This window comes from Mycolicibacterium aichiense, assembly GCF_010726245.1.
GTDB classification, from domain to species: domain Bacteria; phylum Actinomycetota; class Actinomycetes; order Mycobacteriales; family Mycobacteriaceae; genus Mycobacterium; species Mycobacterium aichiense.
In genome coordinates, this window is sequence record NZ_AP022561.1 from 1,076,455 (window position 1) to 1,089,088 (window position 12,634).

The window sequence follows — 12,634 nt, forward strand, 5'->3', positions numbered from 1 at the left end:
GACCCTCACTCGTCTTCAGGCAGCACCAACGGTTCGCCGTCGGCGCCGGTCGGTGTCTTGGTGCCGGCGAGCGTGAGCCCCAGGACGACCATGACCACCCCGATAGTCAGGTGGAGCCAGTTGTCAGCCTCGTTGAGCGGCAGGACGTTTCGCGGACCGGACAAGTCGATGAGCAGACCGTAGATCCACAGGCCCAGGAAGATCAGCCCGCCGCCGATCAGGTACGCCCGCGCTCGGGCGAACGTGCGGGCGAGCACCAGGCCCGCCACCCCGAAGGCCAGGTGCACCAGGTTGTGCACCACCGACACCCCGAAAACACCGAACAGCTCGGACCGTGACCCGTGCGCCCAGTGCAACTGGTCCAGATGGGTGGTCAGCCCAGGGATGAAGCCCGCGATCGCGACGGCGAGGAATGCCGCGGCGACCAGCACCGCGGCTCCCTGTACCGCCAGCAGGCCGACCCGAGCCCGCTGGAGCCTGCCAGAACGGGCCGTCTCCATGGGGGTCTGCATACCCGTCAATACGGGCGGTCAACCCGCAGGCGCGAGGCCGGTCGGTTAGAGCTTCACCTTGCAGCCGCTGCCGATGTTGTGACAGTGGTGTCCGCCGTCGCACGCATTACAGCGGCAGGTGCAGCCACCAGTGTGTTTGGGCTCGTTCATGACAGATCATCTCCTTCGCCCGGATGGGTCTCACCCTAGTTCGCGGCCGAGATGTCCGTCAGCGATTCTCGGTCACTGCTCGAACCGGTAGCCCATGCCCGCTTCGGTCAGCAGGTGCCGCGGATGCGACGGGTCGTCCTCCAGCTTGCGGCGCAGCTGCGCCAGGTACACCCGCAGATAATGGGTCTCCTTGGCGTACGCCTGGCCCCACACCTCTTTGAGTAACTCCTCACGGCCCACCAGCTTGCCGCGGTTGCGCACCAGCATCTCGAGCATGCCCCACTCGGTGGGGGTCAGGTGCACCTCGGCGCCGTTCCTGATCACCTTCTTGGCGGCCAGATCGACTGTGAACGAATCGGTTTCGATCACCGGCTCGTCGGTCTCCGATGCCGCCGCGCCCCGGCGCACCGCCGCGCGGAGCCGGGCCAGGAACTCGTCCATCCCGAACGGCTTGGTCACGTAGTCGTCGGCCCCGGCGTCGAGAGCGTCCACCTTTTCCGCGGAGTCGGTGCGGGCCGACAGGACGATCACCGGTGCGGTCAGCCAGCCGCGCAGCCCGCCGAGCACCTCGATGCCGTCCATGTCGGGCAGTCCGAGGTCCAGCACGATCACATCTGGCCGCTGCTCGGCGGCGGCCTTCAGCGCCGCCGCGCCGGTGGCGGCAGTGATCACCTCGTAGCCGCGCACGCTCAGATTGATCCGCAACGCCCGCAGGATCTGCGGCTCGTCGTCGATCACCAGCACCTTGATCTTGCTCATATCCGCCCTCCCGGCGGTGCGGCCAGATCGACGATCACGGTGAGGCCACCGCCCGGGGTGTCGGTGGCCGATATCGTTCCGCCCATCGCCTCGACGAATCCTCGGGCCACCGAAAGGCCCAGTCCGACACCGTATTTGTTGTTCCGGTCGCCGAGGCGCTGAAACGGTTCGAACAGCTGCTCCTCGGTGCCGCGCGGTACGCCGGGCCCTTCGTCGACGACGTTGATGAGCATTCGATCGCCGACGCGGCCCGCGTTGATCCGCACGATCGATTCCGGGGCATACCGCAGAGCGTTGTCGGCCAGGTTCGCCAGCACCCGCTCCAGCAGGCCGGCATCGGCCAGCGCCACCGCATCTCCGACGTCGACCTTCACCCGGTCCAACCCCGAGGCGGCGAATCCGGTGGACCCGCGGCCGATGCTCAGCAATGCCCGCTGGACCACCTCTTCGAGATACACCCGCTTGAGTTCGGGGTGGACCACCCCGGCGGCAAGCCGCGAGGAATCGAGCAGGTTGTCCACCAGTGCGGTCAGCTGGTCCACCGATTCCTCCACGGTGGCAAGCAGTTCGGCGGTGTCCTCTTTGGAGAAGCCGATGTCGTCGGAGCGCAGGCTCGACACGGCGGCCTTGGCCCCGGCCAGCGGGGTGCGCAGGTCATGGCTGACCGCCGACAGCAGTGAGCGGCGGAGTTCGTCGGCCTTCTCGATCGCCTCGGCCTTGCTGGCTTCCTCGGTGAGTTCGCGCTGCCGGACCAGCCCGGCGGCCTGCTTGGCGACAGCGGTGAGTACCCGCCGGTCGCGGGCGGGCAGGCTGCGTCCGGACATCAGCATCCAGAACTCGTCGTCGCCGACCTCGATGGCGGTGTCGGCGGAATCGACTGTCACGCACGGATCCTTGCCGACGCACGCGACGATCTGTTCGTCCTCACCGCGAACCCGCAGTATGCTCACGGCCCGCTGCGAGTAGGTTTCCCGGACCCGTTCGAGCAGCGTCGCCAGATCCGCGCCGCGCAGCACCGAGCCGGCGAACAGGGTCAGCAGCTCGGCTTCCTGGGAGGCGTGCCTGGCCTCACGTTGACGGCTGGCAGCACGGTCGACCAGGACGGCAACGGCGACCGCCAGCATCAACAGCACGAGTTCGGTGATCGCGGCATCGGGTTCGGCGATCGTGAACGTGTACCGCGGTTCGGTCAGGAAGTAGTTGAGCAGCAGACCGGACAGCATGGCCGACAGCACCGCAGGCGCCACCCCGCCGAGCAGCGCGACGATCAGCACGCCGACCACGAACAGCGCACTCTCGCCGCCGATGGTCAGGTACTTGTCGAGGGCCAGGGCGGTCAGCGCGCAGATGACCGACGGCACGATGACGGCGGCCAGCCAGGAGATGACCCGGCGTTCGCGTGCCGACGCCGCGCGCACCGAGAAACCCCGCCTGGCCTCCTCATGGGTCACCATGTGCACGTCGATCTTGCCGGAGTCCTGAACGATCGCCGCGCCGATGCCCTCGTCGAACACGCGGGCCCACCGGGACCGCCGCGACGTGCCGATCACCAGCTGGGTGGCGTTCATCTCGCGGGCGAAGTCCAGGAGCGCCTTGCCTACGTCGTCACCGACGACGGTGTGCACGGTCGCGCCCACGCTGGTCGCCAGCTCGCGCACCTTGCCCATCTGCGGAGCCGAGACCCCGGACAGCCCGTCACCGCGGGCCACGTGCACGACCATCAGTTCTGCGCTGGCCTTCGATGCGATTCGAGATGCCCTGCGCACCAGGGTCTCTGACTCCGAGCCGCCGGTGACGGCGACGACGACGCGTTCGCGGGCCTCCCACGTCGCGGTGATCTTGTTGTCGGCGCGATATTTGGCCAGTGCGGCGTCCACCTGGTCGGCCAGCCACAGCAGCGCGAGCTCCCGAAGCGCGGTCAGGTTACCCCGGCGGAAGTAATTCGACAGCGCCGCGTCGACCTTCTCCGGGGCATAGACATTGCCATGAGAAAGCCTGCGCCGCAGCGCCTCTGGGGTGATGTCGACCAATTCGATCTGTGCGGCGCCCCGAACGATCTCGTCGGGGACCGTCTCCTGCTGCTCGATGCCGGTGATCTGTGCGACGACGTCGTTGAGGCTCTCCAGGTGTTGGACGTTGACGGTGGAGATCACCGCGATGCCGGCCTCGAGCAGCTCCTCGACGTCCTGCCAGCGTTTGGGGTTCTTGCTGCCGGGTGTGTTGGTGTGGGCCAGTTCGTCGACGAGCACGACCTGAGGCTTGCGGGCCAGCACGGCGGGCACATCGAGTTCGGGGAAGCTGGTGCCGCGATAGTCGATGTAGCGGGGCGCGATGACTTCGATGCCGCTCAGCAGGTCGGCCGTCTTCTTCCGGCCGTGTGTCTCGACTACGGCGGCCACCAGATCGGTGCCGCGCTCCAGTCGTCGATGTGCCTCGCCGAGCATCGCGAACGTCTTGCCCACGCCCGGCGCGGCGCCGAGGTAGATGCGCAGCTCGCCTCGCTTCGGCCGGGGGCCGGCCGAGGCGGGTTGCGAGTCGCTCTCGGACGACGTGTCCGGCGGTGGGTCGCCGCCGGACGTCACGCGTGGCGGTTGCACGGTGTCCACGTCCCTATTATTCGCAGATCGATCCACTGCGAGGTCAGCTCTTCATACCGAACTTCTGGTCCAGCGCAATGTTGAGCTCGAGGACGTTGACCCGTGGTTCACCGAAGACGCCGAGAGTGCGGCCGTCGGTGTGGTCGGCGACCAGACCCCGAATCTGATCGGCGCTGACACCGCGGGCCTTGGCGACCCGCGCGATCTGCAGAGCGGCGTAGGCGGGGGAGATGTTCGGGTCGAGGCCGCTGCCGCTGGCGGTCACCGCATCGGCGGGTACCGCGGGCACCCCGGCCGCACCCTTGATCGGGACGATCTGCCCGGCCGAGTAGTCCTCGCCGAACGTGGCGCAGTCCACCCGCACACCCTCATACGTCGCGAGGAACGGCGTAGTCGTGCTCTGGCACGGCTCGTTGACGCTGACGACCTTGGTGGGGGCTGTGACGTTGCCGCGGGCGTCGCGCGGCCCGATCACCGACAACACCGCGCCGACACCGTCACCGGTACAGAACGGCCGCGTGCCGTCGACGCTGTCGAGGTCGCCGATCGCCTTGCTGCGCGTACACACCTGGGTCAGCAGACTCGGCTTGTAACCGTTGGCATCCGCGGGGGCGGCGGGATCACCGAGGGTGTCCACGATGCTCTCTGGGCCGAGGTTCGACGCGCCGGTGGCCAGCGGGTCGTATCCGTTGCCGGCCGCCGACGGGCGGCTCTGGAAGTACTGCGGCAGCGGGTTGCCCATCGCGTCGGTGAACGATTGGCCGATCAGGCTGGAGCCCACCGGCTTTCCGTTCACCTCGATGATCGAACCGTCGGCCTTGTCCTTGAGGCCGGGGATCTGAGCCACCAGCCAGATGAACAGCGGATAGCCGACTCCGACGATGACGGTGAGCACCAGCAGCGCCCGCAGCGCCGCCCAGTGTTGACGAACGAGACTGGAGAAGTTCATGTCACATCCCTGGCAAGAATTGGACGACGAGGTCGATCAGTTTGATCCCGACGAAGGGGGCGATGATCCCGCCGAGGCCGTAGATGTAGAGGTTGCGGCTCAACAGCTTCGATGCGCTGCTCGGCGTGTATTGGACGCCCCGCAGCGACAACGGGATCAGCGCGATGATGACGAGTGCGTTGAAGATGACCGCGGACAGGATGGCCGACTGCGGGCTGTGCAGCCGCATGATGTTCAGCAGGTCCAGGCCGGGGAACAACGCGACGAACATCGCCGGAATGATCGCGAAGTACTTGGCGATGTCGTTGGCGATCGAGAAGGTGGTCAGCGCGCCGCGGGTGATCAACAGCTGCTTGCCGATCTCGACGATCTCGATGAGCTTGGTCGGGTCGGAGTCCAGATCGACCATGTTGCCCGCCTCTTTGGCCGCCGAGGTGCCGGTGTTCATCGCCACGCCGACGTCGGCTTGGGCCAGCGCCGGCGCGTCGTTGGTACCGTCGCCGGTCATCGCGACGAGCTTGCCGCCCTCCTGCTCCTGCTTGATCAGCGCGAGCTTGTCCTCCGGGGTGGCCTCGGCCAGAAAGTCGTCAACCCCGGCCTCGTCGGCGATCGCCTTGGCGGTCAACGGATTGTCGCCGGTGATCATCACCGTGCGGATGCCCATCTTGCGCATCTCGTCGAAGCGCTCCCGCATACCCTGCTTGACGACGTCCTTGAGATGGATGACGCCCAGGACCTCCGCTTGTTTGTCCACCACCTGTCCGACCACCAGCGGTGTACCGCCGGCCGCGGAGATGCCGTCGACGATGTCGCCGAGCTGCGCAGGCACGGCACCGCCCTGGTCGCGCACCCACTGCGCGACGGTGCTGGCCGCGCCTTTGCGCAGCAGGTGCCCGTTCTCCAGGTCGACACCGGACATCCTTGTGGCGGCGGAGAATTCGACCCAGTTCGCATTGACTAGCTCGCCGGGGGTGCGGGCCCGCAGGCCGAAGTTCGATTTTGCGAACACCACGATGGACCGGCCTTCGGGTGTCTCGTCGGCCAGGCTGGACAACTGCGCCGCGTCGGCGAGCTGCTCCGGGGTGACTCCGTCCAGCGGAACGAAGTCCGCCGCCTGCCGGTTGCCCAGCGTGATCGTGCCGGTCTTGTCCAGCAGCAGGGTGTTGACATCGCCGGCGGCTTCGACCGCGCGGCCGGACATCGCCAGGACGTTGCGCTGCACCAACCGGTCCATGCCTGCGATACCGATTGCCGACAGCAGCGCGCCGATGGTCGTCGGGATCAGGCAGACCAGCAGTGAGACCATGACGATGCCGGAGACCCCGTCGGCCGTCAGTGACAGCGAATCGGGCACACCGGGATTGTTGGCCTTGGAGAAGATCGCCAGCGGCTGCAGTGTCGCCACCGCGAAGATGAAGATCATCGTCAGAGCGGCGAGCAGGATGTTCAGCGCGATCTCGTTGGGTGTCTTCTGCCGATTGGCGCCCTCGACAAGGGCGATCATCCGGTCGATGAAGCTCTCTCCCGGCTTCTGGGTGATCCGGACCACGATGCGATCACTCAGCACAGTGGTCCCGCCGGTGACCGCCGACCGGTCGCCGCCGGACTCCCGGATGACCGGGGCCGATTCGCCGGTGATGGCCGACTCGTCCACCGAGGCAATGCCTTCGAGCACATCGCCGTCGCCGGGTATCACCTGTCCGGCTTCGACGACGACGGTGTCGCCCTGGCGAAGCAGCGGTGCGGCGACGGATTCTTCCACGTCCTCGCGCCATTGCTTGCCCGGCTCCCATTCCACGAGTCGGCGAGCCATGGTGTCGGCCTTGGTCTTTCGCAGCGACTCGGCCTGTGCCTTGCCGCGTCCCTCGGCCACCGCCTCGGCCAGGTTCGCGAACACCACGGTCAGCCACAGCCAGAAGACGATCAGCCAGCCGAACCAGTTCGGGTCGACAATGGCGAGGATGGTGCTCCAGACAGCGCCGATCTCGACGATCAGCATCACCGGGTTGCGCCACAGCGTGCGCGGGTCGAGCTTGCGCAGTGCGTTGGGCAGCGACGTCAGGAGCATCCTGGGGTCCAGCAGTCCGCCCTGCACCTGTTTCTTCGTGGCACCCGTCTCGAGACGGGGTTCAACTGCGGTCACGGTCATGGTCAGTGAATTCCTTCGGCAAGGGGCCCGAGCGCGAGCACGGGCAGGAAGGTCAAGGCCACCAGGATGAGTGTCACGCCGGCCACCATGCCGACGAACTGGGGCCGATGCGTCGGCAGTGTGCCGATCGACTCGGGGGTATGGCCCTGTTTGGCCAGGGCCCCGGCGAGGGCGAGCACCAGGATGATCGGCAGGAACCGGCCGAACACCATCGCCAGCCCGAGCGCAGTGTTGTACCACTCGGTGTTGACGCTGATTCCGGCGAACGCCGAGCCGTTGTTGTTGGCCGCAGAAGTGAAGGCGTACAACACTTCCGACAATCCGTGCGGCCCGGTGTTGAGCATGCCCGCTCGCTGGCCGGGCATGGCCATGGCGATCGCGGTACCGGTCAGCACGATCAGCGGCGTCACGAGGAAATAGCTTGCGGCCAGCTTGATTTCGCGGGGAGTGATCTTCTTGCCCAGGTACTCCGGTGTGCGTCCGACCATCAGGCCTGCGACGAAGACCGTGATGACAGCCAGGATCAGCATGCCGTAGAGGCCCGATCCGGTGCCGCCGGGCGCGACCTCGCCGAGCTGCATGTTGAACATCGTCATCATGCCGCCCAGGCTGGTGTAGGAGTCGTGGAACGAGTCCACCGCGCCGGTCGAGGTCAGCGTGGTGGCGTCGGCGAAGACCGCCGAGTCGGCTACGCCGAACCGTTGCTCAACGCCTTCCATCGCCGATCCGACGGCGGTGGGGACGGTGCCGTGGCCCTGCAGCTGGAACTGGAGCATCAGCGTGACACTGATGAGCGCGAGCACACCCATCACCGCGGCGATGGCGTAGCCCTGCTTGCGGCTGTCGACCATGCGGCCGAAGGTGCGCGGCAGCGAGAAGCTGATCACCAGCAGCAGGAAAATCTCCACCCAGTTGGTCCACGTGGTGGGGTTTTCGAACGGATGCGCCGAGTTGGCGTTGAAGAACCCGCCGCCATTGGTGCCCAACTCTTTGATGGCCTCCTGGCTGGCCACCGGGCCGCCGGTGATGGTCTGCTGCGCGCCGGCCAGGGTGTCGACCACTTGGTCGTGCAGATGGAAGTTCTGGATCGCGCCGCCGGCGATCAGGATGATCGCGGCCAGCACCGAGATCGGCAGCAGGATCCGCAGTGCGCCGCGAACGAGGTCCACCCAGAAGTTGCCCAGTTCGGTGGCGTTGCGGCGAGCGAACCCCCGCACCAGCGCGACCGCGACGGCCATACCGACCGCGGCGGAGGTGAAGTTCTGCACCGCAAGGCCGGCCATCTGAACCAGGTGACCCTGGGTGGATTCACCGGAGTACGCCTGCCAGTTGGTGTTGGTGACGAAGCTGACTGCGGTGTTCCACGCCAGCGCGGGCGTCATCGGGGTGCCGGGGTTGTTGAGGTGCAGCGGCAGCTTGCCCTGCACCAGCTGGAAGGCGAACAGGAACAGGATGCTGACCGCCGAGAACGCCAGCACACTGCGGGCGTAGGCGCCCCAGGTCTGCTCGGCTTTCGGGTCGGCGCCGATCAGCCGGTAGATGCCGCGCTCGACCCGGTTGTCCCGGTCCGACGAATAGACCCGGTACATGTAGTCGCCCAGCGGGACGTGCACGGCGGCCAGCGCGAGGATCAGCAGGGCGAGGAAGACGATCCCCGCGAGCCCGGAAGTCAAAGCTGGTGTGGTCACTAGAACCTCTCCGGGAACAACAAGGCCGCGGCGACGAATAGCGCCAGCAGCACGGACAAGATCAAGCCGACGACGTTCACGTAGCTCACAGTCGCTCGACCAGCTTCTGAACCAGGCCGAGCAGGGCGAAGATCGCCACTGTCAGCAGCACGAATATGAGGACACTCATGTCGGCGACGCTAGAGCCCGAAAACACCCGCGAGCACCGGCGTTGACGGTTTCTTTACGCCGCAACGGGCCGTCTTGACGAAAGTCCGCCGTTCGGTGATTCAGCCAGCCCACAGCGGCATCCGAGCGGTCCCGAGGTTTGGGGGCGCACCGTCGATGGGGAAGGAAAGAGGTGCTGCGGTGACACTGTCGAGGAGTTTTCGGTCCTGGGTCCGGGCTTGTCCGTCCGCCGAGCATCCGGAGATACGCCGGATGCTCGGCTGTCGGGACGCGTGCGCGCCGGCGGAGGTGTCGTTTCCGGCCGGGGCCTTACGCGATGCGCTGGTGGCGCGCTGGGTGCGGGAGCACAAGTGGGCCGTCGATGTCCGCACTGTCGCGGAGTTGCATTCGGCCATCTCGGTCGGCATCCATCCGGTGCGGATGACCGTGCATGCCGACCAGTTGGGTAGCGGTGGGATCCGCCGGGCAAGTGCCGCCGGTGTGGGCGGGCTGGTGCTCAGCCGTCGCGAGCAGGTCGCGACGTTACGGGCCAACCACACTCACCATGTCCTGTTGCGCATGTCCGACGCCACGATGCGCGTCTCCCACAACGCGGCAGAGGCGGTGATCGGTTGCCGATCAACGGTTTTGGTCGGATTGCTGTGCGAGGTCGGTGCGCCCGGCGGATGTTCGGCCGCGGTCGGCGACACGCTCGCCGAGATGGATCACATCCGCCGTCGGCACAATGTCGTGCTGACCCGACTCGTCGTCGGACTCGGCGAGGCCCTCCCGGCCGCCGGCAGTTCGGTGGTTCGCCGGGACCTTGCCGAGGAAATAGGTGAGTCTGTCGACGACGCGTGCGCAGCGTTGCGTTTCCCACGGCCCGTCGTCGTCATGGCAGCGTGATCGGAGGTGAAAACCGTTGTCACTGGCCGCGTTCGGTGTACCCGGCCTCAACCTGTTCTTTGAGTGGACCCCACCACCACTCGTTGTCGCGGTACCACGCGATCGTGCTCGTCAGTCCCTCGGTCAGGTCGGTGTGCTTCGGGGTCCAGCCGAGTTCGGCCCGCAGGGCACTGGCGTCGATCGCATAGCGAAGGTCGTGGCCGACGCGATCGGGGACATGGTCGAAATCGTCGGCGTCACGGCCCATCAGCGCCAGGATGAGCTGTAACACCGACAGGTTGTCCCGCTCGCCGTCAGCGCCGATCAGGTACGTCGACCCGCATACTCCGCCCTCGAGAATGTGCCACACCGCGCTGTTGTGGTCCTCGACGTGGATCCAGTCGCGCACGTTGGCGCCCGTGCCGTAGAGCTTGGGGCGGCGGCCGGTCAGGACATTGGTGATCTGGCGCGGGATGAACTTCTCGATGTGTTGGTACGGCCCATAGTTGTTGGAGCAGTTGGAGATTGTCGCGCGCACGCCGTACGACCGGACCCAGGCGCGCACCAGTAGGTCGGCCGAGGCCTTGGTCGCCGAATACGGGCTCGACGGGTTGAACGGAGTCTGCGCGGTGAATCGCTCGTCGCCGTGCAGGGGCAGATCGCCGTACACCTCGTCGGTGGAGACGTGGTGCAGCCGCACCCCGTGCCTGCGAACGGCTTCCAACACCGAGAACGTGCCGACGACGTTGCTCCGGACGAACGGCGCGGGACCGGCCAGCGCGTTGTCGACGTGTGTTTCGGCGGCGAAATGCACGACGGCGTCGCACTCGGCGACCAGCGTGTCCACCAGCGACTCGTCGACCAGGTCGCCTTCGATCAACCGGATCTGATCGTCGACGGAGCGCAGCGACTCGCGGCTGCCTGCATAGGTGAGGACGTCCAGGACGGTCACGGCCACCGCGGGCCGCTCCTGCACGGTGCTGTGGACGAAGTTCGCGCCGATGAAACCGGCGCCGCCGGTCACCAACAGCCGCATGACGCCACCCTAACGGGCGGGCGGAACCCTCACCCCTTCGCGGTCAGCCCGAGCGGTCCGGCCAGCTCGGTCAATGTCGGCAGCAGCTTGTCCCAGCCGCCGAGCACCTGGATGGTCACGTGGTCGGCGCCGTTGTCGAGGTGTTCGGCCAGCCGCGCGGCGATGGCGTCGGCCGTTCCGTGAGCGACCACGGCGTCGATCAGCTTGTCGCTGGCCGGCGGCGCGACATCGGCGTCGGTGAATCCCAGCCGCTTCCAGTTGTTGACGTAGTTGCTCAGCCCCAGATAGAAGCCGACGCTGTCACGGCCGAGCTCGCGGGCCTCGTCGGGGTCGGTGCTCAACACCACCTTGTGTTCGGGCGCCAGGAACACCGTCGGACCGACCAGATTGCGTGCCTGCCCGGTGTGCTCGGGAGTGGTCAGGTAGGGATGCGCACCGGCACTGCGTTGTGCGGCCAGATGCAGCACCTTCGGGCCGAGCGCGGCGATCACCCGGCGGCTGGTCGGCACATGCTTGTCGTCGAGTGAGTCGAGATAGTTCACCAGCGCCGCGTAGGGCTTGGTGTACTCCTGGGTGTGCTCGGGGTGTCCGACGCCCACCCCGAGCAGAAACCGCCCGGGGTAAGCGTTTTCGATGCGGTGGTAGGACTCGGCGACCTCGTCGGCGGGTGCGCTCCAGATGTTGACGATCCCGGTGGCCACCGACAGGTTCTCGGTCTGTTCGAGGATGGGCTCGACGAACGACAGGTCGGCGGCCGGTGACCCGCCGACCCACACCGCGCCGTAGCCCAGCCTCTCGATCTCGGCGGCCTGCTCCGGTGTGACCGGGCCTCCGGTCCACACCCCGTAGCGGCCGAGATCTGGTTTGAGCAGCGACGGATTGGTCACGAGTCTCCCTCGTTACGGTTGGTTGAGTCCCTACGGTTGTGTGAGACCCAGGGGCACGGCCAGCGCGGCCAGTGCATCCACCAGCTTGTCAGACGAGGTGAGCACCTGGACGGGCACGTGGTCGGCACCTGCCTCGAGATGCTGGGTCAGCCGGGCCGCGATCGCCTCGGGGGTGCCGTAGGCCACGACGGCGTCGACCAGCCGGTCGCTGCCGGGCTTGGCCACGTCGTCGTCGTTGAATCCCAACCGTTTCCAGCTGTTGAGGTAGTTCTGCAGGTTGAGGTAGATGTCCAGGGCCTGCCGACCGACCTTTCGCGCCTGGTCTGCGTCGGTGGTCAGCACCGCCTTGTGCTCGGGCGCCAGGAAGGCTTCGGGTCCGATCAGCTGCCGCGCTTGGGCGGTGTGTTCCGGCGTGGTCAGGTACGGGTGCGCACCGGCCGCGCGCGCCGCCGACAGCTTGAGTACCTGAGGACCGAGCGCGGCGACCACGCGCCTACTCTCCGGGACCCCGTACTCGTCGAGTTTGTCGAGGTAGCCGCGCAACGCGTCGATCGGCTTCTGGTATTGCTGGTGCGCCTCGGGGTGTCCGACGCCGATGCCGAGGATGAACCGCCCGGGGCACGCCGTCTCGATGCGGTGGAACGACTCGGCCACCGGGCCGGCGGCCGCGGTCCAGATGTTGACGATGCCGGTGGCCACCTTGAGCGTGGTGGTATTCGCCAGAATCGGCTCCACCCAATCCAATTCGGCAGGCGGCGAACCGCCGACCCACACCGCGCCATAACCGAGCGACTCGATTTCTTTGGCCTGTTGCGGGGTGACCCCGCGACCGAACGACCCGAACTTGCCCAGATCCGGCTTGCTGTCTGTCATCG

12 protein-coding genes are annotated in these 12,634 nt (G+C 67.0%); 1 reads left to right on the top strand and 11 read right to left on the bottom strand.

Going from position 1 to position 12,634, the window contains the following annotated elements:
- Positions 1-5 precede the first annotated feature (5 nt).
- From G6N32_RS05255 to G6N32_RS28735, 8 genes are all read right to left on the bottom strand, one after another.
- On the bottom strand, positions 6-500 hold the full coding sequence (locus G6N32_RS05255) for a DUF4383 domain-containing protein (RefSeq protein WP_232077501.1): 495 nt from the start codon (positions 498-500) through the stop codon (positions 6-8).
- A 234-nt stretch (positions 501-734) separates the two neighbouring features.
- A complete protein-coding gene (locus tag G6N32_RS05260) occupies positions 735-1,421 on the bottom strand; it encodes a response regulator (RefSeq protein ID WP_115316918.1) in 687 nt (228 codons plus the stop codon).
- Positions 1,418-3,913: a DUF4118 domain-containing protein gene (locus G6N32_RS05265; protein WP_115318817.1), complete on the bottom strand. Its 2,496-nt coding sequence runs from the start codon at positions 3,911-3,913 to the stop codon at positions 1,418-1,420. Before G6N32_RS05265 ends, G6N32_RS05260 begins: the two co-directional genes overlap by 4 nt.
- Positions 3,914-4,061: 148 nt before the next feature.
- Positions 4,062-4,967 (bottom strand): potassium-transporting ATPase subunit C, encoded by a 906-nt coding sequence (locus G6N32_RS05270; protein WP_115316916.1) that lies wholly within the window; start codon positions 4,965-4,967, stop codon positions 4,062-4,064.
- Between the two features lies 1 nt (position 4,968).
- Positions 4,969-7,116, bottom strand: a complete 2,148-nt coding sequence (gene kdpB, locus G6N32_RS05275; protein ID WP_115316914.1) for a potassium-transporting ATPase subunit KdpB — start codon at positions 7,114-7,116, stop codon at positions 4,969-4,971.
- Between the two features lie 2 nt (positions 7,117-7,118).
- The gene (gene kdpA / locus G6N32_RS05280; protein WP_115318816.1) at positions 7,119-8,789 is read right to left on the bottom strand and encodes a potassium-transporting ATPase subunit KdpA; all 1,671 of its coding nucleotides are present in this window, start codon (positions 8,787-8,789) and stop codon (positions 7,119-7,121) included.
- Between the two features lie 14 nt (positions 8,790-8,803).
- A complete protein-coding gene (locus G6N32_RS28730; RefSeq protein ID WP_115316912.1) occupies positions 8,804-8,893 on the bottom strand; it encodes a potassium-transporting ATPase subunit F in 90 nt (29 codons plus the stop codon).
- Positions 8,890-9,000, bottom strand: a complete 111-nt coding sequence (locus G6N32_RS28735) for a potassium-transporting ATPase (RefSeq protein ID WP_232077503.1) — start codon at positions 8,998-9,000, stop codon at positions 8,890-8,892. Before G6N32_RS28735 ends, G6N32_RS28730 begins: the two co-directional genes overlap by 4 nt.
- 152 nt (positions 9,001-9,152) lie before the next feature.
- On the opposite strand from G6N32_RS28735, the gene G6N32_RS05295 reads away from it, so the two are divergent.
- The gene (locus G6N32_RS05295) at positions 9,153-9,857 is read left to right on the top strand and encodes a type III PLP-dependent enzyme domain-containing protein (RefSeq protein ID WP_163789133.1); all 705 of its coding nucleotides are present in this window, start codon (positions 9,153-9,155) and stop codon (positions 9,855-9,857) included.
- Positions 9,858-9,876: 19 nt separating this feature from the next.
- Here G6N32_RS05295 and rfbB read toward each other — a convergent pair whose 3' ends face one another.
- From rfbB to G6N32_RS05310, 3 genes are read right to left on the bottom strand one after another with little or no spacing between them, the layout of a single operon-like run.
- The gene (gene rfbB / locus G6N32_RS05300) at positions 9,877-10,872 is read right to left on the bottom strand and encodes a dTDP-glucose 4,6-dehydratase (protein ID WP_115316908.1); all 996 of its coding nucleotides are present in this window, start codon (positions 10,870-10,872) and stop codon (positions 9,877-9,879) included.
- 29 nt (positions 10,873-10,901) lie between these two features.
- Positions 10,902-11,759 carry an LLM class F420-dependent oxidoreductase gene (locus G6N32_RS05305; protein ID WP_115316906.1) on the bottom strand — a complete coding sequence of 286 codons (858 nt, stop codon included), beginning with the start codon at positions 11,757-11,759 and terminating at the stop codon, positions 10,902-10,904.
- Between the two features lie 30 nt (positions 11,760-11,789).
- Positions 11,790-12,632 (bottom strand): LLM class F420-dependent oxidoreductase, encoded by an 843-nt coding sequence (locus G6N32_RS05310; protein ID WP_115316904.1) that lies wholly within the window; start codon positions 12,630-12,632, stop codon positions 11,790-11,792.
- Positions 12,633-12,634: the final 2 nt, after the last annotated feature.

What these genes read in the sequence shown, in the direction of transcription:
- G6N32_RS05255 (WP_232077501.1), bottom strand. Translation starts at nt 500, where the DNA reads ATGGAGACGGCCCGTTCTGGCAGGCTCCAGCGGGCTCGGGTCGGCCTG.
- G6N32_RS05260 (WP_115316918.1), bottom strand. Translation starts at nt 1,421, where the DNA reads ATGAGCAAGATCAAGGTGCTGGTGATCGACGACGAGCCGCAGATCCTG.
- G6N32_RS05270 (WP_115316916.1), bottom strand. Translation starts at nt 4,967, where the DNA reads ATGAACTTCTCCAGTCTCGTTCGTCAACACTGGGCGGCGCTGCGGGCG.
- kdpB (WP_115316914.1), bottom strand. Translation starts at nt 7,116, where the DNA reads ATGACCGTGACCGCAGTTGAACCCCGTCTCGAGACGGGTGCCACGAAG.
- rfbB (WP_115316908.1), bottom strand. Translation starts at nt 10,872, where the DNA reads ATGCGGCTGTTGGTGACCGGCGGCGCCGGTTTCATCGGCGCGAACTTC.
- G6N32_RS05310 (WP_115316904.1), bottom strand. Translation starts at nt 12,632, where the DNA reads ATGACAGACAGCAAGCCGGATCTGGGCAAGTTCGGGTCGTTCGGTCGC.